The sequence below is a fragment of the Micromonospora mirobrigensis genome, from assembly GCF_900091555.1.
In the GTDB taxonomy this organism is placed as follows: Bacteria; Actinomycetota; Actinomycetes; order Mycobacteriales; family Micromonosporaceae; genus Micromonospora; species Micromonospora mirobrigensis.
Genome location: NZ_FMCX01000003.1, coordinates 150,047 through 172,113, shown reverse-complemented (window position 1 = coordinate 172,113; position 22,067 = coordinate 150,047). Strand labels below are relative to the sequence as shown.

Annotated in this window: 19 protein-coding genes; 9 read left to right on the top strand and 10 right to left on the bottom strand. The window is 74.0% G+C overall.

Going from position 1 to position 22,067, the window contains the following annotated elements; genetic code table 11:
• Nucleotides 1-9 precede the first annotated feature (9 nt).
• Both GA0070564_RS11985 and GA0070564_RS11980 read right to left on the bottom strand, forming a co-directional pair.
• The gene (locus GA0070564_RS11985; protein ID WP_425412469.1) at nt 10-714 is read right to left on the bottom strand and encodes a class F sortase; all 705 of its coding nucleotides are present in this window, start codon (nt 712-714) and stop codon (nt 10-12) included.
• A 94-nt stretch (nt 715-808) separates the two neighbouring features.
• Nucleotides 809-2,065 carry a putative sodium/potassium/calcium exchanger gene (locus tag GA0070564_RS11980; RefSeq protein WP_091609091.1) on the bottom strand — a complete coding sequence of 419 codons (1,257 nt, stop codon included), beginning with the start codon at nt 2,063-2,065 and terminating at the stop codon, nt 809-811.
• A gap of 525 nt (nt 2,066-2,590) precedes the next feature.
• Here GA0070564_RS11980 and GA0070564_RS11975 point away from each other — a divergent pair.
• Nucleotides 2,591-4,405: a glycoside hydrolase family 6 protein gene (locus GA0070564_RS11975; protein WP_091607712.1), complete on the top strand. Its 1,815-nt coding sequence runs from the start codon at nt 2,591-2,593 to the stop codon at nt 4,403-4,405.
• A 171-nt stretch (nt 4,406-4,576) separates the two neighbouring features.
• Here the strand turns inward: GA0070564_RS11975 and GA0070564_RS11970 are convergent, their stop codons facing one another.
• The 5 genes from GA0070564_RS11970 to GA0070564_RS11950 all read right to left on the bottom strand — a co-directional run bounded on the left by GA0070564_RS11970 (nt 4,577) and on the right by GA0070564_RS11950 (nt 8,726).
• Entirely contained in the window at nt 4,577-4,960 is a 384-nt protein-coding gene (locus GA0070564_RS11970; RefSeq protein WP_091607709.1) for a hypothetical protein, read from the bottom strand.
• Between the two features lie 105 nt (nt 4,961-5,065).
• A complete protein-coding gene (locus GA0070564_RS11965; RefSeq protein ID WP_091607706.1) occupies nt 5,066-5,401 on the bottom strand; it encodes a hypothetical protein in 336 nt (111 codons plus the stop codon).
• Nucleotides 5,402-5,415: 14 nt separating this feature from the next.
• The gene (locus tag GA0070564_RS11960) at nt 5,416-7,080 is read right to left on the bottom strand and encodes a sodium:solute symporter family protein (RefSeq protein ID WP_091607701.1); all 1,665 of its coding nucleotides are present in this window, start codon (nt 7,078-7,080) and stop codon (nt 5,416-5,418) included.
• A 140-nt stretch (nt 7,081-7,220) separates the two neighbouring features.
• Nucleotides 7,221-8,120 (bottom strand): hypothetical protein, encoded by a 900-nt coding sequence (locus tag GA0070564_RS11955; protein ID WP_091607697.1) that lies wholly within the window; start codon nt 8,118-8,120, stop codon nt 7,221-7,223.
• Between the two features lie 12 nt (nt 8,121-8,132).
• Nucleotides 8,133-8,726, bottom strand: coding sequence for a hypothetical protein (locus GA0070564_RS11950; protein ID WP_091607692.1), 594 nt, complete (start codon nt 8,724-8,726; stop codon nt 8,133-8,135).
• A gap of 263 nt (nt 8,727-8,989) precedes the next feature.
• Here GA0070564_RS11950 and GA0070564_RS11945 point away from each other — a divergent pair, with 263 nt between their 5' ends.
• From GA0070564_RS11945 to GA0070564_RS11915, 7 genes are all read left to right on the top strand, one after another.
• On the top strand, nt 8,990-11,290 hold the full coding sequence (locus GA0070564_RS11945; protein ID WP_091607689.1) for a sensor histidine kinase: 2,301 nt from the start codon (nt 8,990-8,992) through the stop codon (nt 11,288-11,290).
• Nucleotides 11,287-11,706, top strand: a complete 420-nt coding sequence (locus GA0070564_RS11940) for a roadblock/LC7 domain-containing protein (RefSeq protein ID WP_091607685.1) — start codon at nt 11,287-11,289, stop codon at nt 11,704-11,706. Before GA0070564_RS11945 ends, GA0070564_RS11940 begins: the two co-directional genes overlap by 4 nt.
• On the top strand, nt 11,696-12,079 hold the full coding sequence (locus GA0070564_RS11935) for a DUF742 domain-containing protein (RefSeq protein ID WP_091609089.1): 384 nt from the start codon (nt 11,696-11,698) through the stop codon (nt 12,077-12,079). The genes GA0070564_RS11940 and GA0070564_RS11935 overlap by 11 nt, the downstream gene beginning before the upstream one ends.
• On the top strand, nt 12,060-12,662 hold the full coding sequence (locus GA0070564_RS11930; protein WP_091607682.1) for a GTP-binding protein: 603 nt from the start codon (nt 12,060-12,062) through the stop codon (nt 12,660-12,662). The genes GA0070564_RS11935 and GA0070564_RS11930 overlap by 20 nt, the downstream gene beginning before the upstream one ends.
• Before the next feature lie 116 nt (nt 12,663-12,778).
• Nucleotides 12,779-13,816 (top strand): lactonase family protein, encoded by a 1,038-nt coding sequence (locus tag GA0070564_RS11925; RefSeq protein WP_176730652.1) that lies wholly within the window; start codon nt 12,779-12,781, stop codon nt 13,814-13,816.
• 199 nt (nt 13,817-14,015) lie between these two features.
• Nucleotides 14,016-15,761 (top strand): VWA domain-containing protein, encoded by a 1,746-nt coding sequence (locus tag GA0070564_RS11920; RefSeq protein WP_091607673.1) that lies wholly within the window; start codon nt 14,016-14,018, stop codon nt 15,759-15,761.
• 231 nt (nt 15,762-15,992) lie between these two features.
• Entirely contained in the window at nt 15,993-17,477 is a 1,485-nt protein-coding gene (locus tag GA0070564_RS11915) for a sugar transferase (protein ID WP_091607668.1), read from the top strand.
• 10 nt (nt 17,478-17,487) lie between these two features.
• On the opposite strand, the gene GA0070564_RS11910 is transcribed toward GA0070564_RS11915, so the two are convergent.
• Nucleotides 17,488-18,621, bottom strand: a complete 1,134-nt coding sequence (locus tag GA0070564_RS11910) for a PP2C family protein-serine/threonine phosphatase (protein ID WP_091607664.1) — start codon at nt 18,619-18,621, stop codon at nt 17,488-17,490.
• A gap of 57 nt (nt 18,622-18,678) precedes the next feature.
• On the opposite strand from GA0070564_RS11910, the gene GA0070564_RS11905 reads away from it, so the two are divergent.
• Nucleotides 18,679-19,269, top strand: a complete 591-nt coding sequence (locus GA0070564_RS11905) for a MarR family winged helix-turn-helix transcriptional regulator (protein WP_245669929.1) — start codon at nt 18,679-18,681, stop codon at nt 19,267-19,269.
• Between the two features lie 69 nt (nt 19,270-19,338).
• On the opposite strand, the gene GA0070564_RS11900 is transcribed toward GA0070564_RS11905, so the two are convergent.
• Both GA0070564_RS11900 and GA0070564_RS11895 read right to left on the bottom strand, forming a co-directional pair.
• Entirely contained in the window at nt 19,339-20,340 is a 1,002-nt protein-coding gene (locus GA0070564_RS11900; protein ID WP_091607659.1) for a cobalamin B12-binding domain-containing protein, read from the bottom strand.
• Nucleotides 20,337-22,013 (bottom strand): PP2C family protein-serine/threonine phosphatase, encoded by a 1,677-nt coding sequence (locus tag GA0070564_RS11895; protein ID WP_176730650.1) that lies wholly within the window; start codon nt 22,011-22,013, stop codon nt 20,337-20,339. The genes GA0070564_RS11900 and GA0070564_RS11895 overlap by 4 nt, the downstream gene beginning before the upstream one ends.
• Nucleotides 22,014-22,067: the final 54 nt, after the last annotated feature.

The window sequence follows — 22,067 nt, the reverse complement described above, 5'->3', positions numbered from 1 at the left end:
CGGGGTCGGTCAGCCGGTCATCGTGGCGTACACGACCACGTTGTCCAGGTAGCTGCGGGCGGCCTGGTCGAAGGTGCCGCCGCAGGTCACCACCCGCAGGCCGGCCCGGTCGTTCGGGCCGTAGACCCGCTCGGTCGGGAAGGCGGTCTTCGGGTACGACCGCACCTCGTCGACGGTGAAGGTGGCGCTCCGCCCGTCCTGGCGTCCGACCGTGATGGTGTCGCCGGGCTGGAGCGCACCCAGGTCGAAGAAGACCGCCGGCCCGATCTTCGCCGAGTCGACGTGCCCCACGACGACGGCGTTGCCGACCTCGCCGGGGCTGGCGCCGGGGGAGTACCAGCCGGCCGTCATCGCCTGCTCCAGCGGCGGCACCTGGACCGTGCCGTCCGGGTTGGTGCCCAGCGACATGATCGACGCGTTCACCCCGATCCGCGGGATCGAGATGGTGGTGGGCGTGGAACGCTCCAGTGCCGGCGGCGCCGCGACGGCGGGGGTGGCGCCACCGGGCGCCGGCGTGCCGTCGACGGTGTCGGGATCGGCTCCCTCGGGAGCCGTGCCGTCGGGAGCCTGGCCGTCGACGTCCGCGGGCGGCTGCGCCACGTCGCCGTTCTGGTCGGCGGGTGGGAGGGAGGCGGCTTCGGTGGGCCCGGCCTGAGCCAGTGGCTGGGGCGGGCGGGGTGGGGGAACGGTGCCACGCGTGGAGGCGCCGATCATCCCGGCGCCGAGCATGGCCAGCAGGACGACGACGGCCGCGCCGGCGGCGCGCCACGGTCTCCCGTGGCGGCCGCCGGCCGGTGTCGCCGTCACGTCAGACGAGCGAACCATCGGTCCGACGCCGACGCATCAGCACGATCCCGCCGAGCGCCGCGGCGCCCAGCATGCCGGCCCCGCCGGTGGCCAGGCCCTTGTCGACGCCGGTGGTGGTCATGCCACCGTCGCCGCCGTCCACCGGGCCGCGCGGGAGGACGACCAGCTCACCCTCGCCGCAGGAGCCCTCGAGGTCGTAACGGCCCGGCTTGGCGTGCTCGTCGACCCTGGCCTCGCCGTAGTAGACGAACTCCCGGCCGTGCTCCCAGCCGTCCTCACCGTAGGAGTCCTCGTCCTGGCCGTACGACTCGTGGCCCTTCATGCTCTCGTGGCCCTTGTCCTCGCCGTAGGACTTCTCGTCCTCGCCGTACGACTCGTGGCCCTTGTTCCACTCGTCGCCGTAGGACTTCTCGTCCTGGCCGTACGACTCGTGGCCCTTGTTCCACTCGTCGCCGTAGGACTTCTCGTCCTGGCCGTACGACTCGTGGCCCTTGTTCCACTCGTCGCCGTAGGACTTCTCGTCCTGGCCGTACGACTCGTGGCCCTTGTTCCACTCGTCGCCGTAGGACTTCTCGTCCTGGCCGTACGACTCGTGGCCCTTCATGTCCTCGCGGCCCTTGTCCTCGCCGTAGGACTCGTTGCCCTTCCACTCGGGCTTGTGGCCCTCGTCCTCGGCCGAGCCGTCGGCCGCCGCGCCGGCGCCCTGACCACCGAGGGCCTCGGGCTTGCCCGCGCCGTTCCACGGGCCCTGGTCTCCCTCGGAGGGCTGCTCGCGGCCCTCCTCGCCCTTGCCCTTCTCGTCCTTGCCCTGCTCGTCCTTCTTGCCCTGCTCACCCTTGCCCTGCTCGTCCTTGCCGTGCTCGTCCTTCTTGCCCTGCTCACCCTTGCCCTGCTCGTCCTTGCCGTGCTCGTCCTGCTTGCCGTGCTCGTCCTTGCCCTGCTCCTCGCGGCCCTCATCGCCGCGGCCCTCCTCGTCGCGCCAGTCGCGGTGGTCGGCGTCCTCGCGGACCTCGTGCAGCTTGACCTTGCCGGTGACCTTGGACCAGACGAAGGCGTGCTCCTGCGGCTCCGAGCAGACCTCGAACAACTTGACCTCGTCGCCGGCGCGGACGACGTGCGGGTTGGCGTACACCTTGCCGTCGCGGTCCTCGCTGTCGTGGTGGCCGTCCGCGGCGGCGATCCCCGGCGTGAACACCAGGAGCGAAGCGCCACCGAGGGCAGCGCCCGCAACGACCTTGCCGAGCATCTTCTTAGCCATGACCTGCGTCACTCCATCCCTGTTGTCCTGGGCCCGGCTACAACCGAGCCACAACCGACGTTAGACCTTTTCATGAGTTATGCGAGGAAAGATTCGCGTTCTGGAGTTTGTAGCCGATAAATGACCTTGGCGAGGTAAGCGGCATGTGTCGCTGTTGTTGCCCCGGCCGGGCGTTCCGGCCCGGAGGCGGCGTGTCGAGGGGCATCCGGGCGTTGCGCGGGGGAAGTCCGGGTCGAGAGCGCATCGAGCCGTTGCCATGGAAGCGCTCCCATGCAAGAATCGCTGCACGCGGTTCGGGGAGCCACACCGCGAGAGCCAGACGTCGAGGGCATCCGGTCATCCGGGCGGCGTCGGGTCGTCGAAACGGCCGGCACACCCGCCGGCTTCGGCACCACCACCACACCGACCCCTGTGGGTCGGCACCCCCGAAAACCCCGTGACACCGACGGCCGTCCGACCGGGCGCCTGCGGGGTCATCGCGCCGGGCCGCTCGCGGATCCGGTCTCGCCCAAGGAGATCAGTGGCATGAATCTGTGGAGAACCCTGTCCGGTCGTCGCCGGGCGGTCGCACTCGCCGGTGCGAGCGCCCTGGTGGCGGGCGGGCTGGTGACCATTCCGGTCACCGCGGCCCAGGCCGCGACCCAGTGCAGCATCGACTACACCACCAGCGACTGGCCCGGCGGCTTCACCGGCACCGTGACGATCAGGAACCTCGGCGACGCGGTGAGTTCCTGGAACCTGGGCTTCACCTTCCCGAGCAGCAGCCAGAAGGTGCAGCAGGGCTGGTCGGCGAAGTGGTCGCAGAGCGGGCAGAACGTCACCGCCACGAACGAGTCGTACAACGGCTCGCTGGCCAGCGGCGCCAGCACCACGATCGGGTTCAACGGAGCGTGGAGCGGCAGCAACCCGAAGCCGACCTCCTTCACTCTGAACGGCACGGTCTGCAACGGCGGCACCCCCACGACGCCGCCGCCGAGCACGCCGCCGCCGACGACGCCGCCGCCGACGACGCCGCCGCCCACCACGCCGCCGCCCACCACGCCGCCGCCGACGACGCCGCCGCCCACCACGCCGCCCCCCGGCACCAAGGTGGACAACCCCTACCTCGGGGTGAAGGGGTACGTGAACCCGGAGTGGAAGGCCAAGGCGGACGCGGAGCCGGGCGGCAGCCGGGTGTCCAGCAACCCGACCGCCGTGTGGCTGGACCGGATCGCCGCGATCAAGGGCACCACCGACAGCAGCTCCAACGGCTCGATGGGCGTCCGGGACCACCTGGACAAGGCCCTGGCCCAGGGCGCCGGCTACATCCAGTTCGTCATCTACAACCTGCCCGGCCGTGACTGCGCCGCGCTGGCCTCCAACGGTGAGCTGGGCCCGGACGACCTGCCCCGCTACAAGGCCGAGTACATCGACCCGATCGCCGCGATCCAGGCCGACCCGAAGTACGCCAGCCTGCGGATCGTCAACATCATCGAGATCGACTCGCTGCCGAACCTGGTGACCAACACCTCCGGCCAGCCGGGCGGCACCGCGATGTGCGACACGGTCAAGGCCAACGGCGCGTACGTCAACGGTGTCGGCTACGCCCTGAACAAGCTGGGCGCGATCGGCAACGTCTACAACTACATCGACGCCGCCCACCACGGCTGGATCGGCTGGGACAGCAACTTCGGCCCGACCGCCAACCAGCTCTACGCCGCGGCGACCGCCTCCGGCAGCACCGTGAAGAACGTGACCGGCTTCATCGTCAACACGGCGAACTACTCCGCCCTGAAGGAGCCGTACGTCAAGATCACTGACTCAGTGAACGGGCAGACCGTCCGCCAGTCCAAGTGGATCGACTGGAACCAGTACGTCGACGAGCTGTCCTTCGCCCAGGCGTTCCGCAACAAGCTGGTGCAGACCGGCTTCGAGAGCAACATCGGCATGCTGATCGACACCTCCCGCAACGGCTGGGGCGGCACCGCCCGCCCGACCGGCCCGGGTGCCACCACCAGCGTCGACACGTACGTCAACGGCGGTCGCATCGACCGGCGGATCCACGCCGGCAACTGGTGCAACCAGGCCGGCGCGGGTCTCGGCGAGCGGCCGAAGGCCGCGCCCGAGCCGGGCATCGACGCCTACGTCTGGGTCAAGCCCCCGGGCGAGTCGGACGGCTCCAGCACCCTCATCCCGAACGACGAGGGCAAGGGCTTCGACCGGATGTGCGACCCGACCTACACCGGCAACGCCCGCAACGGCAACAGCCTGAGCGGTGCCCTGCCGAACGCGCCGATCTCCGGCGCCTGGTTCTCCGCCCAGTTCCAGGAGCTCATGAAGAACGCCTACCCGGCGCTCTGACCAGCCTGCCGGCCTACCCGCCGCCGCGGGAGTGAGGCACCGCGGCGGCAGGTTCCCCAGGGCCCCCGACACGACCTCTGCGGTCGTGTCGGGGGCCCACCCCTGTCATGGCACGGGAGACCCGGGGACCGGGCCCTGGAGCTGCGGGGCACCGGCCGGTCGTGCGCCGGATCAGGGAACGGTGCGTTCGATCGCCGCGGCCCCGAGCTCGGCCAGGTCCCGCCGGGCCCGGTCCAGGTTCTCCGGGGTCACGTCCTGACCGCGCGCCTTGACCAGATCCTCGGGCTCCCACGGCTGCTCGGCGCCGGTACGGATGTTGTCCCCGCCGGCGCCGGTGCCGGTCCCCGTCGCGCCGGTCCCGGCCGCGTACGGGTCACCGAGCAGATCCTCGGTCGGCGCGCCGGCCGACGACGTGTCACCGGGCTCCGTGAAGGACGGGGTGTCCCGATCGGGGCCTCCACCGGTGGCCAACTGCGGCACGGTGGTCTCGTCGTCCACCGCCGCAGCCACCTCCGGGCTCTCCTCCAGCGGCCGTTGCCGGTCCCGATCCGTCATGTCTGCTGCCCTCCTGTCCGCGCGGGGCGTCCTGATCCCCCAGGCGTACCCGGGTGGGGCCGGCCCATGCCGGCCGGGCCGGGCCGATCCGCGGTTCCGGCCGCCTCAGCGCCCGTCGTCGTCGCCCGGCGGGGCCGGCGCCTCGGGCGGGCTGATCCGCTGCCAGGCCAGCATGAGCAGGCCGAACACCAGCATCACCAGCCCCGCCCACAGGTTGATCCGTACGCCCTGCGCCTTGTCGATCTCCGCCTGCGAGTCGAAGAGCCCGATCAGACCGACGATCACCCCGTACGCCACGAAGAGGCCACCGATCACCCGGCGGATGTCGAAGAGCCGGGCCGCGGCGGACCGGGAACGCTCCTCCTCGGTCTCCTCGACCATCGGGTCGTGCGCCTCGTGCGGGGGACGCTGGCGCCGGTCGCGGTCGCTGTGCTCGGACATCGGGTCGTCCCTTCCTAGAAGACCGGCAGGTAGAACAGGATGGCGAGCAGGACGGCGATCCCGCCGAGCAGCACCGGAGAGCGGTACCAGGCGGCGTCGCCGGCCAGCGAGTCGTCGGCCAGCGTGGTGTTCGCCATGCCGTAGACCAGGCCCTCCAGCTCGTCGCGGCGCTTGGGCCGGGTGAGCGGGGTGATGATCGCGGCGACCACGGCGACCGTGACGAAGGCGATGCCCGCGCCCCAGAAGCTCTCCTCCAGGTCGGAGTTGAAGTCGAACCAGCCGAAGAACTTGTAGCCCAGGTAGGTGACCAGGGAGGCGAGGGTCCCCAGCAGCAGGGACCAGAAGCCGGCCACCGCGCTCATCCGCTTCCAGAACATGCCGATGATGAAGGTGGCGAAGAGCGGGGCGTTGAAGAGCGAGAAGAGCGCCTGGATGTAGTTCATGATGTTGCTGAAGCCGGCCGCGATGAACGCGGTGCCGATGCCGACCACCACGCCGCCGACCGTGGCCAGCCGGCCGATCCGCAGGTAGTACTCGTCGGAGCGGTCCCGCTGGACGTACGCCTGCCAGATGTCGTACGTGAACACGGTGTTGAAGCCGCTCACGTTCGCCGCCATGCCGGCCATGAACGAGGCGAGCAGGCCGGTCACCGCCACCCCGAGCACGCCGTTGGGCAGCAGGTCGCGCATCAGCAGCGGGATGGCGTTGTTGTAGACCAGCGACCCGCTCTCCGCGCCGAGCCCCTTGACGGTGACCAGGGCGACCAGGCCGGGAATGATCGTCACCAGCGGGATGAACAGCTTCGGGTACGCGGCGATGATCGGCGTACGCCGGGCGGCGCTCATGTTGCGGGCCGACAGCGCCCGCTGCACCTCGGCGAAGTTGGTGGTCCAGTAGCCGAACGAGAGCACGAAGCCCAGCCCGAAGACGATGCCCAGCCAGTGCGCGCCGAGCGGGTTGTCGGTGCTGCCGGTGCCCTGCCACGCGTGCAGCCCGGCCTCGCCGAGCTTCGAGCCCTTCACCGCGTCCATCAGGCCGGCGACGCCGCCGACCTTGACCAGGCCGATGACCGTCACCGGGATCAGGCCGGCCAGGATGACGAAGAACTGGAGCACCTCGTTGTAGATCGCGCCGGAGAGCCCACCGATGGTGATGTACGCCAGCACGATGGCCGCGCCGACCACGATGGCGAGCCAGAGCGGCCAGCCGAGCAGCGCCTGCATCACCAGCGCCAGCGCGTAGAGGTTCACCCCGGCGATCAGCACCTGGGCGGCGGCGAAGCTGAGCGCGTTGAGCAGGTGGGTCGGGCGGTTGAACCGCAGGCGCAGGTATTCGGGGACGCTGCGCACCCGGGAGCCGTAGTAGAACGGCATCATCACGATGCCCAGGAAGACCATCGCCGGTACGGCGCCGATCCAGTAGTAGTGCACGGTCATCACGCCGTACTGGGCGCCGTTGGCGGCCATCCCGATGATCTCCAGCGCCCCCAGGTTCGCCGAGACGAACGCCAGGCCGGTCACCCAGGCGGGCAGCGAGCGGCCGGAGAGGAAGAAGTCGACGCTGGTGCGGATCGCCCGCCGGGCGGCGAAGCCGACCCCCAGCACCGTCACGAAGTAGAGCGCCAGGATCAGGTAGTCCAGCGTGTTCATGTTCAGGCGCAGACCGCCGCCACCGTCCATCCTGCGTACCTCCGTCCGCGCCGGGAGCGTGAGCGCGCTATTACCCTACGTGGGACGTTTCATGCCTCCCGTCCGGACGAATCGGCCGGGCACGGCGAAACGCCCCGGCCGGGATCCGGCCGGGGCGTTCCACTGGCTGCTCAGCGACCGAGGACGCGATCCAGGAAGTCGCGGTACTGCCGGACGGCCACCCGGAGCTGCTCGGTGTCGACCGAGCCGCTGTCCTGCCAGCCACCCAGCTTGTCCTTCTGCGCGGCCAGCGCCGAGGAGAGCGCCTGGATGGCCTCCTCCACCAGCGACTGGGCCTCGCCGACCGCGGCCCGCGGATCGTCGACGAAGCGCAGCTGCACGTCGCGCCAGCGGTCCCGGAAGCCCTGGGCGGTCTCCGGCTCGAAGAGCGTCGCGGCGTCCGCCGGCACCGCCCCGGCCGCCGGCCGGGCCGCCCCGGCGAGCCCGGCTCCGGCCACGCCGGCCATCCCGGCTCCGGCCGTGGCAACCGCCGCCTCCGGTGAGGTACGCGGGTCGCGTCCGGTGTCCGCGTCGCGGTCCTCGGCGTCCGGGTCGACCATGGTCGGGGTGGCGCTGCCGTAGCCGGCCACGTCGTCGTCCCGGGTGGGCTGCCCGCCCTCGGCGTGCTCCCCGGCCCACCGCTCCCGGCTGTGCAGCCGGTCACCGGCCGTCGGGTCGGCCCGTTCGTCGTCGAAGGCGTCGGTGCGGCCCGGCGCCCCGTCGCCCGGCAGGGCGGTGTCCTCGGCCCGGGCGTCCCGCTCGTCGGCCGGCCGGCCACTCGCCAGCGCGGAGGCCGCGACGGCGTCGCCGACCGTGGTCGCGCCGAAGGCGGTGGGCAGCGGCGCGGGTTCGTGGAACTCCGGCCGGCCGTCGCCGTCCAGGTCGCCGTCGCGGTCCAGGTCGCCGTCCGGGCGGCCGTCGCGGTCGCGGTACGGCTCGTCGGCGTCCGTCGTGCCCGGCGGCGGCACCGCCACCGGCGCGGATCGTACGGCCTCCGGGTGGTCGGGGTTGCCCTGCTCGTCGTGGCGCATCACGCGATCCTCTCAGCGGGTGGTGACGTCGTCGGACTGGTCCGGGTGGTGCGGTGCGGGTCGCTGCTGGCCGACCGGCTCCTCGCCCAGCAGGTCGGCGAAGAGGGACCGGTAGTGGACCAGCGCCTGGCGGAGCTCCTCGGTGCTTGCCTCACCACGCTCGTTACGCAGCCGGATCTCGTGCGCGTCCCGGTAGTGGGTCAGCGTGCGGGCGTGCTCCACGGAGAGGTGGGCGATCTGCTCCGAGAAGTCCCCGGTGGGGTACCCACGCTCGGCGATCAGCCGGCTGACCAGCTCGTCGGCGTCGCCGACGGTCTCGGCGGGGGAGTCGACGAACCGGACCTGGAGCTCCTCCCAGGCGGCGGCGTACCGGGCCCGGGACTCGGGGGCGAGCGGGGTGAGCGTGAGCTCGGCGTGCCGGCGTTCCCGGTCGCGCAGCTCCCGTACGGCGGCGCTGCGGCTGTCCTGCTCGGCGACGACCCGGTCGTACTCCGGACCGAAGCGCTGCTTGAGCGCGCGGCGGCGGCTCGCCCTGACGGCGAACACGGCCAGCGCGACGAGCACCAACACGACGACGACTATGACGACTACCTGCGTGGGCGACATGGCTCCTCCTTCGCCACCCGTATTCCCTCCCGCCGGTGATCGCCAATCCCGATCCCGCCGACTTTCCTGACCGGTTCCGGTCCGCCCGGGCGGACCGCGGTACGCCCCACCGGTGGTGATCATCGGCCCGGCGGCCGGTAGTGCATCCCGCGGCGATTACGTATCCTGCCCGGGGCGCGGTCGTGCCGACCCCGGCACCGCGGCCGGGACGCCGCCCCGGCCGCAGCCGGCGCCACCCCTGTCACCTGATCGGGCGAGGTTGGATGAACACCCGCGACTGGCCGATCCGCTCGAAGCTGACCGCCCTGGTCGTCGTGCCGGTGACCGCGCTGCTGGCGCTCTGGATCTTCGCCACCTCGCTCGCCTTCGGCCCGGCGTTGGACCTGCTCTCCGCCCGGACCCTCCTCTACGACCTCGGCCGCCCCGGCGAGACCGTGGTGGCCGAGCTGCAACGCGAGCGCCGGCTGACGGCCGTGCAACTGGCCGGCGAGGCGCGGCTGCCGGCGCTGGCCGAGCAGCGGACGCGGACCGACCGGGCGGTCGCCGAGCTGCGCCGCCGGATGACCGGGGAGCGGCTGCGGGACGCGGCCGACGACCTGCTCGACGCCCGGCTCGACACGCTCACCACCGCACTGGCCGGGTTGCCCGCCGGCCGCGACGCCGTCGACCGCCGGGCGATCGACCGGACCGGCGCGGCGGGGCTCTACAGCGGCATGATCTCCGCGGCGTTCGAGGCGTTCGCCGGGATGGCCTCGCTCCCCGACGACGACCTCAACCGGCAGGCGCTGGCGGTGACCGCGCTGGGTCGCTCCCGCGAACTGCTCGGCCAGGTGGACACCCTGCTGGCCGGGGCGGTCACCGCCGGCCGGTTCGCCGAGGGGGAGCACGAGCAGCTCGTCCTCGCCGTCGGCAGCCAACGGTTCCTGGCCCAGGACGCGCTGGTCGACCTGCCCGCCGAGGACCGCGCCGCCTACCAGCGGCTGGCCGGGCAGCCCGCGTTCGTCCGGCTGCGCGCCGCGCAGGACGCCCTGCTCCGGGCCCGGCCCGGCGCCCGCCCGCCGGTGGACGGGCGGGCCTGGCAGGCCGACTACGACACCGTGCAGCAGCGGCTGCGCGAGTACGAGCTGACCGAGGCCGACGGGCTGGCCGACCGGTCGGTGCCGGTCGCCGTCGCCATCCTCACCCGGCTGGCCGTCGCCGGGCTGCTCGGGCTGGCGGCCGTGGTGGTCTCCGTCCTGGTCGCGCTGCGGGTGGGCCGATCCCTGGTCGGGCGCCTCTCCGGCGTACGCACCGCGGCGCTGGACATGGCCGAGCACCGGCTGCCCGACGTGGTGGCCCGGCTGCGTCGCGGCGAGGAGGTGGACGTCGACCGCGAGGCGCCCCCGCTGGACCACGGCCGGGACGAGATCGGCCAGGTCGCGCGGGCGTTCAACGAGGTACGCCGCACCGCCGTGCGGGCTGCCGTCGACGAGGTCACCCTCCGCCGCGGCCTGAACGAGGTGTTCCTCAACATCGCCCGGCGTAGTCAGGGGCTGGTGCACCGGCAGCTCGCCCTGCTCGACCGGATGGAACGCCACACCGAGGATCCGGACGAGCTGGCCGGGCTCTTCCAGGTCGACCACCTCTCCACCCGGCTGCGTCGGCACGCCGAAGACCTGGTCATCCTGGCCGGCGCGGCGCCGGGCCGGGGCTGGCGGGAACCGGTCGCCATGGTGGACGTGATCCGCGGCGCCATCTCCGAGGTGGAGTCCTACGAGCGGGTCGACATCACCGAGGTGCGGCCGGCGGGTGTGGTGGGCCGGGCGGTGGGCGACGTGATCCACCTGCTCGCCGAGCTGATCGAGAACGGCACCGCGTTCTCCGCGCCGGAGACCCGGGTCGAGGTCACCGGTCGGGACGGGACGGACGGCTACACGGTGGAGATCACCGACCACGGTCTCGGGATGGCGCCGCCGGCCGTGCGGGACGCCAACCGTCGGCTGGCCCGACCGCCGGAGTTCGACCCGGCCGACTCGGCCCGGCTGGGCCTGTTCGTGGTGGCCCGGCTCGCCGCCCGGCACGGCGTACGGGTCCGGTTGCGGTCGGCCGGACCGGGCGGCGGCGTGACCGCCGTGGCGGTCCTCCCGGGCGACCTGATGACCGACGAGCCACCCCCGCCGACCGGGCCGCCCAGGTCCACCCCGGCCACCGGGCGGACGACCGTGCCCCGTCCCCGCGCCATCCGCCCGTCCCGGACCCGTCCGCCGGCCACCGGGCCCTCCTCGGTCGCACCCCCGGACGAGGCCGACGGGCTGCCCCGGCGGGTCCGGCGGCGCGGGCCGGTGGCACCGGTGCGGCCGGTCGCCGAGGCGGCGGGGCGCTCGCCCGAGGAGGCCCGCCGCGCGATGTCCGCCCTCCAGGCCGGCACGGCCCGGGGTCGCCGCGACAGCGCCCGACCGGCCACCCCGGACCCGCCCGCCGACCCCGGCGCCCAGCCGGTCAGCGCGGCGCCCGAACCGCCCCCGCCGGCCCCGGCGGCCGGCGCGGAACCCCCGCCCGCGACCGAGAGGGACATTCGGAGATGAACAGGACCGCACCGGGCCCCGCGCTGGACTGGCTGCTCGACGAGCTGGTGGCCCGGGTACCGGCCGCGCGGCAGGCCGTGGTGCTCTCCGCCGACGGGCTGCCGCTCGGCGCCACCGCCGACCTCGACCGCGCCGACGCCGAGCACCTCTGCGCGCTGGCCTCCGGCTTCTCCAGCCTGGCCAAGGGCGCGACCCGGCACGTCGACGGTGGGGCGGTCCGGCAGACCGTGGTGGAGATGGAGTCCGCGTACCTCTTCGTCACGGCGGCCGGGCAGGGCGCCTGCCTGGCGGTGGTGAGCGAGGCCGACGCGGACATCGGCCTGGTGGCGTACGAGATGGCCATGCTCGTCGTCCGGGTCGGCGAACACCTCGGCACGCCGGCCCGTACGACGTCCGGTGCCGGCGATGCGGGCTGAGCCACCCGGGCCGCACCACGAGTGGCTGGACGCGGCGGCCGGTCCGGTAGTGCGGCCGTACACCCTCACCGGCGGCCGGGTGCGGTCGGCGGTCGGCTTCGACCTGGTCGCCCTGGTGGTGGCCGACCCGGACGCGGCCCCGACCGGCCGGCCGCTGCTGCCCGAACACCGGCGACTGGTCACGGCGTGCCGCCGGCCGGTGCCGGTGGCCGAACTCGCCGCGGAACTCGACCTCGCCGTCGGCGTGGTCCGGGTGCTGCTGGGAGACCTGGTCTCCCGCGGACTGGTGGCGGTGCACGAGCCGCCGGCCGCCGCCCATCTTCCCGACAACGACATCCTCAAGGCGGTGGTCAATGGACTCCGTGCGCTATGACCGGCAGGGATCCGCGGACCGGATCCCGCTGGCACTGAAGATCCTCATCGCGGGGGGCTTCGGGGCCGGCAAGACGACGATGGTGAGCGCGCTGAGCGAGGTCCGCCCGCTGCAGACCGAGGAGATCCTCACCGACGCCGGCGCGGGGACGGACGACCTCTCCGGGGTGGAGGGCAAGTCGACCACCACGGTGGCGATGGACTTCGGCCGGATCACCATCAACGAGGACCTCCAGGTCTACCTCTTCGGCACGCCGGGGCAGGACCGGTTCTGGTTCCTCTGGGACGAGTTGGCGTTCGGGGCGCTCGGCGCGGTGGTGCTCGCCGACACCCGGCGGCTGGCCGACTGCTTTCCCTCGATCGACTACTTCGAGCAGCGGGGCGTCCCGTTCGTGGTCGGGGTGAACTGCTTCGAGGGGTCCCGCCGGTTCGGGCTGGAAGCGGTGCGGCAGGCCCTCGACCTTGACCCGGGGGTGCCGTTGCTGCTCTGCGACGCGCGGGAGCGGCAGTCCGGCAAGCTGCTGCTGATCTCCCTGGTCGAGCACGTGGCGCGGCAGCGGGGGGAGCCGGTGCCGGTGGCCTGACCGGTGTCGCCGCCACCCCGCCCGGTCACCGATTCCGCGGAAACAGGGCTGGCGATCGGACATCCTGGGAAAGCCTGTGGCGCAACCACGGAGAAGCTCGGCGGAAGGTGGGTCCGGTGACGGATCAGGGCACGATCGTCCACATCGGCGGCTACACGGCGCACAGCGGCGGGCGGGGCGAGGGGATCGTCGCCGCCCGGCGGGATCCGGAGACCGGCGCCCTGACCCCGCTCGGCACGGTGGCGGTCACCCCGTCGCCGTCGTTCCTGGTCCGGCACCCCGACCGCCCCGTGCTGTACGCGGTCAACGAGCTGTCCGAGGGGGAGGTGAGCGCCTTCCGGGTCGGCCCGGACGGCGACCTCGACCCGCTCGGCACGCGGCCCACCGGCGGGGCCGAGCCCTGTCACCTGGCGGTCGCCCCGGACGGCCGGCATCTCTTCGTCGCCAACTACGGCGGCGGCAGCGTGGCCGTGTTCCCGCTGGACCCCGACGGTGTCCCCGGCGAGCGCAGCGACCTGGTCCGGCACGAGGGGCGCGGCCCGGACCCGCAGCGCCAGGAGCACGCGCACACCCACATGGTGTCGCCCGATCCCGGCGCGGGACCGCTGCTCGCGGTCGACCTCGGCACCGACTCGGTCTACCGGTACGACCTGGACGCCGACTCCGGGCGGCTGGTGCCCCGCGCGCCCCGGGTGCGGACCGTGGCCGGCACCGGGCCCCGACACCTCGCCCGGCACCCCGACGGGCGGCGGGCCTGGCTGGTCGGCGAGCTGGACGGCACGGTCACCGCGTACGAGCTGACCGGTGACGGTGCGCTGCACCAGCGTGGCCGGGTGCCGGCGAGCGAGCGGACCGGGCACGTGCAGCCCTCGGAGGTCACCGTCGGGGCGGACGGCCGGTTCCTCTACGTCGGCAACCGGGGCGTCGGCACGGTGGCGGTCTTCGCCCTGGCGGGGGAGCTGCCGGAGCTGGTCGACGAGGTGGCGACCGGTGGCGAGTGGCCGCGGCACTTCGCGTTCGCCGGGGAGCACCTGTACGTCGCCGACGAACGCGCCGACCAGGTCCGGGTGTTCCGGGTGGACCGGGTGACCGGGGTGCCGACGCCGGTGGGCGAGCCGGTGCCGCTGCCCAGCCCCACCTGCGTACTGCCCTGAACGGGGGGGCGGTGGCGCCACCCGGAGCCACCGCCGCCGCACCGTCCGTTGTGGATTCGAGCGACGGGGCGACACTGACTGGTCACTCACTGTTGCTATTCGGCGATCAACTGTTTCTCCTGCGTAACTTTCGTCCGAACGGTTGTGGCAGTAACCCCACGAGATACGCAAGATGGTCAGCGTGTCAGGCCGCCATCGCATGCGTTCAAGTATCCGCGGAGCAGGTGCCGCAGCAGCGGCCACCGCGCTCGTCGTCGTCGTCGCGGGTTCCTGGTTCGGCTACCAGCAGTTGGCCCAGCCTGCCTGCTCCGGGTCGATCCAGCTCTCGGTCGCCGCGGCGCCCGAACTGGCCCCGGCCATCCAGGCGGCGGCCACCCAGTGGGTCTCCGACGGCGCCGCGGTCGGCGGCACCTGCATCGCGGTCAACGTCACGGCCTCCGACCCGGTCGACGTGGCCGCCGCGGTGGCCAGCAAGCACGGTGCCCGCCTCGCCGGGGTCGGCCAGGCCAGCGGCACCGCGGTCACCCCCGACGTCTGGGTGCCGGACTCGTCCACCTGGCTGCTGCGGCTGAAGACCGGTGGCGCGACCGCCTTCGCCCCGGGCAACGGCGCCTCCATCGCGAGCAGTCCGGTCGTGGTCGCGATGCCCGAGCCGGTGGCCTCGCGGCTGGGCTGGCCGGAGAAGGAGCTCCGCTGGAGCGACCTGCTCAAGGCGGTCAGCAGCGACCGGCCGTTGCGGGCCGGCATCGTGGAGCCGACCCAGGACGCGGCCGGCCTCTCCGGGCTGCTCTCGCTGACCGCGGCGGCCAGCGGCGCCGGCGGTGACGGCCAGAAGGCGACCACCGCCGCGCTGCGGGCGCTCGCCACCGGCCGGTCCGCGCTGCGGCAGGACCTGCTCGCCCGGTTCCCCCGGTCGGCGGACCCGACGGCGGTCGCCAGCGGCCTGGGCGCCGCGGCGCTCTCCGAAGAGGACGTCATCGCCTACAACGGCACCAAGCCGCCGATCCCGCTGGCCGCGCTCTACCTCAAGCCCTGGCCGATGCCGCTGGACTACCCGTACGCGGTGCTGCCCGGCATCGAGCCGGCCAAGGCGTCCGCCGCCCGGGTCCTCTACGAGCTGCTGACCACCCCCGGGTTCCGCAACCGGCTGGCGGCCCAGTCGCTGCGGGCGCCGGACGGCAACTGGGGCGCCGGCTTCAAGGCGCCGCAGGGCGCGCCCAGCCCGGCCGGTGACGGTGCGACCGCCCCGCCGGCCCCGGCCGGCGGCACGGCGGCGGGCGGGCTGGACCCGGTGGCCATAGAGCGTGCCGTCTCCGCGTGGTCCATCGCCACCCAGTCCGGCCGGATGCTCTGCGTCATCGACGTCTCCGGCTCGATGAAGAACCCGGTGCCCAGCGCCGACAACGCCAGCCGGGAGCAGGTGACGGTGGCGGCCGCGAGCCGGGGCCTCGGGCTCTTCGACGACTCCTGGTCGATCGGCCTGTGGACCTTCTCCACAAACCTGGTCGGCAGTCGGGACTGGAAGGAACTGGTCCCGATCGGCCCGCTCTCCAGCCAGCGCGGCCGGCTGGAGCAGGGGCTCGCCACCATCCGCCCGTCGAAGGGCAACACCGGTCTCTACGACACCCTGCTCGCCGCGTACAAGACGGTGCAGGACGAGTGGGAGCCCGGCCGGGTCAACTCGGTGGTGCTCTTCACCGACGGCAAGAACGACGACGACAACGGGATCAGCCGGGCCCAGCTGCTGGCCCAGCTGAAGCGGATCGCCGACCCGGAGAAGCCGGTGCAGGTGGTCATCATCGGCATCGGCAGCGAGGTCAGCAAGGCCGAGCTGGAGTCGATCACCAATGTCACCGGCGGCGGCAACTTCGTCACCGAGGACCCGTCCAAGATCGGCGACATCTTCCTGAAGGCGATCGCGCTGCGGCCCAACGCCCCCCGCTGAGCCCGCACCACGACAGCACGTTCCGCCGCTCCGGCCCGCCGGTGCGGCGGAACGCTTTCCACCACCGGAGCGCTGAGTGATCCGGTGGGTGCCGAGGCGAACAGACGGCAACCCGTCGGAAGCAATCGGCGCCGATAATTGTCCGGCAGGATGTCGGAAGTGCTCCGCAGCCACCCGTCCCGTCCCGGGACGGACCCCGGCCGGGGCGGTCTGGCAAAAGGGGAGGGCCGGTTGAGCACGGCGACACTGTTGACCCCGAGCGGCACGTCGCCGCGGTCGGCGTACGAACCGGCGGGCTCGGCGGCCCGCGCCGCCCAGCGCACCTACCTGCGCAACCTGGCGGTGCTGGACACCGCGGTGCTGTCCGTGGCGGTCCTCGCGGGCTACCTGCTGCGCTTCGGCGAGACCGCGCCCTCCGGCGCCGAGGTCCCGTACGAGCTGGTGGCGCCCGGTCTGGTGCTGGCCTGGCTGGTGTCGCTGCGGGCGATGCGCTGCTACGACGACCGGGTGCTCGGCTACGGCGCCGAGGAATACCGCCGGGTCAGCGCGGCCAGCCTGCGACTGGCCGGTGGCGTGGCGATCGCCGGCTACATCGCCGAGGTCGGCGTCTCCCGGGGCTTCCTGGCGTACACCTTCGCCATCGGCACGGTGGGGCTGGAGGTGGCCCGGTTCGGCGCCCGCAAGTGGCTGCACCGGGCGCGCAGCCGGGGCGCCGGCTGGTCCCGCAAGGTGCTCGTGGTCGGGGACACCGCGCACGTGCTGGAGCTGGTGCACACCCTGCGCCGGGAGCCGTACGCCGGCTACCAGGTGGTGGGCGCCTGCATCCCGGACGCGCTGCTGGCGCCGGTCCCGCAGCGGCTGGACGACGTGCCGGTGGTCGGCTCGTTCCGGGGCATCCCCGAGGCGGCCACCGCGATCGGCGCGGACACCGTCGCCGTCACCGCCTCCGGCGAGCTGACCGCGGCCCGGCTGCGCCGGCTGGGCTGGCAGCTGGAGGGCACCGGCGTCGACCTGGTGGTCGCCCCGGCGCTGACCGACGTCGCCGGCCCGCGGATCCACACCCGGCCGGTGGCCGGCCTGCCGCTGATCCACGTCGAGGCCCCGGAGTTCCGGGGCGCCCGGAAACTGGTCAAGGGGCTGGTCGACCGGGCCGCCGCGGCGCTGGCCCTGCTCCTGCTGACGCCGCTGATCGCGGTGATCTGCCTGGCGATCAAGCTGGACAGCCGGGGTCCGGTGCTGTTCCGGCAGGTTCGGGTCGGCCAGGGCGGCCGGGAGTTCGGGGTCTTCAAGTTCCGCACCATGGTGGTCAACGCCGACGCCCTGCTGGCCGAGCTGGCGGCCCGCAACGAGACCGACGGGCTGATGTTCAAGATGCGCGACGACCCCCGGGTCACCCGGGTCGGCCGGCTGCTGCGCAAGTGGTCCCTGGACGAGCTGCCCCAGCTGGTCAACGTGTTGCTCGGGCAGATGAGCCTGGTCGGGCCCCGCCCGCCGCTGCCGTCCGAGGTGGCCCGCTACGACGGCGACGTGGCCCGCCGGCTGCTGGTCAAGCCGGGCATGACCGGCCTCTGGCAGGTCAGCGGCCGGTCCGACCTGAGCTGGGAGGACGGCATCCGGCTCGACCTGTACTACGTCGAGAACTGGTCGCTCGCCGCCGACCTCACCATCCTCTGGAAGACCGTCGGCGCGGTGCTGCAGGGCCGAGGGGCGTACTGAGGCGGCCCGGTCAGCCCTGCGGGCCGGTCCAGTCCAGGCAGACCACGACCGCGTCGTCGATCAGGTCGCCGGCGACGAAGGCCCGCAGGTCCCCCAGGAGCGAACGGACGGCGTCCAGCGGCGGCATCGGTCCGGTCCGCCGCAGGAACCGTTCCAGCGCGGTCTCGCCGTACCGGACCGCCCCGCCGGTGGCGTCGACCACCCCGTCGCTGACCACGAAGAGCCGGTCGTCGCGGCGCAGCTCGAACCGCTGCGGTCGGTAGTCCGTCCCGTCGAACATGCCCAGCGGGAACTGCTTGTCCAGCTCCTGCTCGTGGACCTCGCCGTCGCGCAGCCGCAGCAGCCGCGGCGAGCCCGCGTCGACCACGGTCAGCACGCCGGAGGCGAGGTCGAGCTCCATCAGCAGCGCGGAGAGGTGCTGCTCGCCCCGGTGCATGGCGTAGATCGCCTGGTCGGCCAGCGCCGCCTGGTCGGCCAGGGCCAGACCGGCCCGGCGGGCGTTGCGCAGCGCGTGGGTGGCCAGCGAGCTCAGCAGCGAGGCGGCGACCCCCTCGCCCATCCCGTTGATCACCACGAGGCAGAGCCGGTGCCCGTCGTCGGACCAGTCGAACGTGTCGCCGCGCACCGCGTACGCCGGTTCGAGCTGGCCGGCGAGGCTGAACGAGGGCCGGACCCGGCTCCGCCCCGGCAGCAGCTCCCACTGCATCTCCGCGGCGAGGGTCAGCCGCCGGCTGCGCCGGGCCACCCGGTAGATGTCGGTGCTGGCGGTGACCGCCGCCAGCTCGTGGCCGAACGCGGTGGCGATGCCGGCCAGCTCGGCGCGGACGGCGGGATCCGCCGGGACCGGGTCGAGCCGGAGCACTCCGCGCCGCTCGCCGCGCATGCCGACCGGGAACCAGCCGGTGCCGTCGTCGGTGACGATCGGCTCCTGGTGGTCGAAGCAGCGCCAGGCCGGGTGCCCGGGGGAGGTGACGGGTTCACCCTTGGTGAACGGCAGCAGCGCCGACAACCGGTAGTCGACCTGGAGGAGTTCCGCGCCGGTGATCCCGTACGTCCGTTCCAGCTCCGTGGCGAGCCGGTCCAGCAGCAGGTCGGCGGGGGCCTCGATCAGCACCCGGCGTGCCCGGTCCTCAGCTCCGCTCATCGTTGCTCCTCTGCACAGGTCCCATGGTCACTTACTGGGGGTAGTCTCGGTTCCACCATGACCGAGGTACCCGGTCCGGACGGACCAGAAGCGAGTATCGCCGCCGCGTTGGACGACGCGGCGGCGACCCTGCTCGCCGTCTGGGAGGCTGCGCGGGAACGGACCACCAGTCGGCTCTCCAGCGCCCAGCTGCGGGCGGTGATGGTGGTCGAGCAGCACGACGGGATCAACCTGCGCCGGCTCGCCACCCGCCTGGACATGCTGCTCTCCTCGGCCAGCCGGCTCTGTGACCGGCTGGTCGCGGCCGGCATGCTGGAGCGGGAGCCCAGCCGCACCGACCGGCGGGAGATCTCGCTGCACCTGACCCCCGAGGCGCGGCGGCTCCTGGCCGAGCTGCGCACCGACCGCCGGCGGCGGCTGGCCGGGGTGCTGGCGGCGATGAGCCCGGCGGGCCGGCAGGCGCTGCTGGTGGGGATGCGGGAGTTCGACGAGGTGGCCCGCGAGCGCGAGGACGCCACCGAGCCGCCGCGCGGGTTACCGGCCCCGGCCGCCCCGCCGGCCCCGGCCGCCCCACCGGTCCCGTCCGCCCGGGTCGAGCGGACGGTCGGCTGGCAGCGTGGCGGCCCCTCGGTGACCCGCTCGGCCTGACCGGACGGCCCTTCGCCGCCGGTGCGCACCCGCCGGGCTTGCCCTGCCCCCGTGGCGGCAGGCCGGGCCTCAGCCGGCGACGGCCGTCCGGCGGGCCCGGCGCAGGTGGTCGCCGGCCCGGGGATGCTCGGCCAGCGCGGCGGCGCAGACGTCCAGCAGCACGTCCAGCAGCGGCGTGCCGTCGGGTCGGACCCGCGACACCTCGGACTGCCAGCCGACGAACCCGGCCAGCAGTGCCGGGTCGCCGACCCGGATCGCCGCGGCCAGCGCGTCGACCAGCTGGCCGACCACCGCCGCCACCTCGTCGGCCTCGTCCTCGGCCGGGTCCACCGCGTTCAGTGCGTGCTGCACGATGGTCCGCCGGTGCCGCAGCACCGCCACGTACTCGTCGTCGGCGGCCGCCGGGAACGGTCCGGCCGGGCGCAGCGGCCGGCGCAGCAACCGGGCGGCGTCCCGGGCGCTGGCCCCCCACCCGGCGGCCCCCAGCGGCGCCGCCCACCGCCCGTCCGTGCCGAAGCCCGGCCCGCCGGCGAGCACCGGCACCCCGGCCGCGCGGCAGGCCTCGACCATCCGGCCGGCGCGGACCAGCCGGGTCGACAGCAGGCAGCTCAGCAGCACGGCGTCCGGCCCGGTCTGGTGCAGGTAGGAGACCAGGTGCCGGGCGGGCACGCTGGCCCCGAGGAAGGTCACCTGCCAGCCGTCGGCGCGGAGCACCTCGGCGACGATCCGGGCCGGCAGGGCGTGCCACTCGCCCTCCACGCAGGCCACCACGATCCGGCCGCGTCCGGTCGGGGCGGGCGTCCGGGCGGCCACGGCGGCGGCCACCAGCTCGCTGATGTGCGTCGCGGCGTGCTCCTGGGCCACGCTCCACCGGCCGGTGAACCACCGCCGGCCGATCTCCTGCTGGGCGGCGGCGACCACGTCGACCAGGACGTCGGCCACGGAGGCGCCGGCGTCCAGCAGGTCGGTGGCGAGCCGCACCGCCGCGGTCTGGTCGGCCCGGTCCAGGCAGTCCAGGTACGCCCGCACGGCCGCCGTGTCGACGCCGCCCCCGGCCCCGGCCGGCGTCATCCGGCCGCCGAGGCGTTGATGGCGAGCATCGCGATGTCGTCGTGGCGCTGCCCGTCGAGCCACTCGTCGACCAGTTGCAGCAGCCGTTCCACCACCACGGCCGGGGGCAGCCCGGCCACCGGCAGGAGCGCCTGGCACAGCCGGGCCTCGCCGAACATCTCCCCGTCCCGCGGGCCGCCGCGCGCCTCGGTGACCCCGTCGGTGTACGCCAGCAGCAGCTCGCCCGGCGCCAGCCGGAACTCCGTCTCGACGAACCGGGCGGAGGTGAGCGCCCCGATCGGCATCCCGCCCACCGTGACCGGGGTGATCGTGCCGTCGGCCCGGACCACCAGCGGGGAGGGGTGCCCGCCACCGGCGATCCGGACCCGCAGGCCGCCGTCCGGGTCGGGGGTGAGGGTGCCGAGCAGCAGGGTGGTGAACTGGCTGCGCCGGGCCGCGTCGGGGGAGTCGAAGAGCGCCCGGTTGAGCAGGCTCATCAGCGCGAGCGGTCGCTGCTCGACCAGCCGGAGGGTCTGGAGGGACTGGTGTACCCGGCCGGTGAGCACGGCCGCGCCGACGCCCTTGCCGCAGACGTCGCCGAGGGCGAACATCGCGCCGTCGGCGGTGGGGAAGACCTCGTAGAAGTCGCCGCCGATGCGCAGGCTGTCGCCGGCCGCGCGGTATCCGCCGGCCACGGTGGCGCCGGGCACCCGGGGCAGCTCGGGCGGGAGCAGGCTCTGCTGGAGCACCCGGGCCAGGTGGGTCTGCTCGCCGTACAGCTCGGCGGCGGCCAGCGCGGCGCCGGCCCGGGCGGCGAACTCGCGGGCCAGCTCGATCTCGCGGCGGTCGAAGCCGGCCCGGTCGGCGCGGCGGATGAGGATCAGTGCCCCGGCTGGCCCGCCGGCGCTGAGCATCGGGCTGACCAGCACGGTGCCCGGCCGGCCGAAGTCGGCCGGGAGCAGCGGCGCGAGGTCGGCCAGCTCGGCGTCGAGCCACGGGCTGGGCTCGGTGGTGTCGCCGCCCAGCGCGTCGGCCAGGCCGGGGACGGCGCCGGGCAGTTCCCAGGAGCCGACGCCGGTCGCGGGAGTCGGGTCGCCGTCGGCGTACCGGAGCCAGTGCGGGTGGGGATCGGCGGGGGGCGGTGGCTCGTGGACGACGATCGCGGCGTCGGCGAGGTAGGGCACGGGCAGGGTGGCGGTGGCCCGCAGGGTCTGGTCGCGGTGCAGGGAGAGGCCGAGCCGGCTGCCGGCCTGGGCCAGGAAGGCGGTGCGGGAGCGCTCGGCGAGCAGCGCGTCGGTGCGCGCCTGCTCCTCGGTGACGTCCCGCACGTACCAGGCCCAGCGGCCGCCGGCCAGGCCCCGGCGGGTGCCGCGCAGCCGCCGGCCGAGGTGCTCGGCGTCGAAGCCGTCCGCGCCGGCGGAGACCGCCCGGGCCAGCTCCGCGACGGCGCAGCGGGTCAGGTCGGTGCCGGGGACGATCTCGGGCAGCAGCTCCCCGGCCATCGCGTTGACCAGCCTCACGACCCCGGCGTGGTCGGTGGTGACCACCGCTTCGGCGAGGCCGTCCAGCAGCTCCCGGGCGAGCCGGGAGTCGGTGGGCGGCGGGGCGCCGCCGGTCCCGCGCGAGGGGACGCGAGCGGCCCGTCCACCTCCACTGACCGGACCGGCGACACCTCCCCGTCGGGCGGCGGTCACCGCTGCTCAGGGGGCGTGTTGGTCTCCGCGCGACCTCTGCCCATGCTGGTAGTG

What these genes read in the sequence shown, in the direction of transcription:
- GA0070564_RS11940 (WP_091607685.1), top strand. Translation starts at nt 11,287, where the DNA reads ATGAACAGGACCGCACCGGGCCCCGCGCTGGACTGGCTGCTCGACGAG.
- GA0070564_RS11970 (WP_091607709.1), bottom strand. Translation starts at nt 4,960, where the DNA reads ATGACGGATCGGGACCGGCAACGGCCGCTGGAGGAGAGCCCGGAGGTG.
- GA0070564_RS11950 (WP_091607692.1), bottom strand. Translation starts at nt 8,726, where the DNA reads ATGTCGCCCACGCAGGTAGTCGTCATAGTCGTCGTCGTGTTGGTGCTC.
- GA0070564_RS11985 (WP_425412469.1), bottom strand. Translation starts at nt 714, where the DNA reads ATGATCGGCGCCTCCACGCGTGGCACCGTTCCCCCACCCCGCCCGCCC.
- GA0070564_RS11965 (WP_091607706.1), bottom strand. Translation starts at nt 5,401, where the DNA reads ATGTCCGAGCACAGCGACCGCGACCGGCGCCAGCGTCCCCCGCACGAG.
- GA0070564_RS11975 (WP_091607712.1), top strand. Translation starts at nt 2,591, where the DNA reads ATGAATCTGTGGAGAACCCTGTCCGGTCGTCGCCGGGCGGTCGCACTC.
- GA0070564_RS11900 (WP_091607659.1), bottom strand. Translation starts at nt 20,340, where the DNA reads ATGACGCCGGCCGGGGCCGGGGGCGGCGTCGACACGGCGGCCGTGCGG.
- GA0070564_RS11910 (WP_091607664.1), bottom strand. Translation starts at nt 18,621, where the DNA reads ATGAGCGGAGCTGAGGACCGGGCACGCCGGGTGCTGATCGAGGCCCCC.
- GA0070564_RS11945 (WP_091607689.1), top strand. Translation starts at nt 8,990, where the DNA reads ATGAACACCCGCGACTGGCCGATCCGCTCGAAGCTGACCGCCCTGGTC.
- GA0070564_RS11930 (WP_091607682.1), top strand. Translation starts at nt 12,060, where the DNA reads ATGGACTCCGTGCGCTATGACCGGCAGGGATCCGCGGACCGGATCCCG.
- GA0070564_RS11955 (WP_091607697.1), bottom strand. Translation starts at nt 8,120, where the DNA reads ATGCGCCACGACGAGCAGGGCAACCCCGACCACCCGGAGGCCGTACGA.
- GA0070564_RS11935 (WP_091609089.1), top strand. Translation starts at nt 11,696, where the DNA reads ATGCGGGCTGAGCCACCCGGGCCGCACCACGAGTGGCTGGACGCGGCG.
- GA0070564_RS11980 (WP_091609091.1), bottom strand. Translation starts at nt 2,065, where the DNA reads ATGGCTAAGAAGATGCTCGGCAAGGTCGTTGCGGGCGCTGCCCTCGGT.
- GA0070564_RS11905 (WP_245669929.1), top strand. Translation starts at nt 18,679, where the DNA reads ATGACCGAGGTACCCGGTCCGGACGGACCAGAAGCGAGTATCGCCGCC.
- GA0070564_RS11920 (WP_091607673.1), top strand. Translation starts at nt 14,016, where the DNA reads ATGCGTTCAAGTATCCGCGGAGCAGGTGCCGCAGCAGCGGCCACCGCG.
- GA0070564_RS11960 (WP_091607701.1), bottom strand. Translation starts at nt 7,080, where the DNA reads ATGGACGGTGGCGGCGGTCTGCGCCTGAACATGAACACGCTGGACTAC.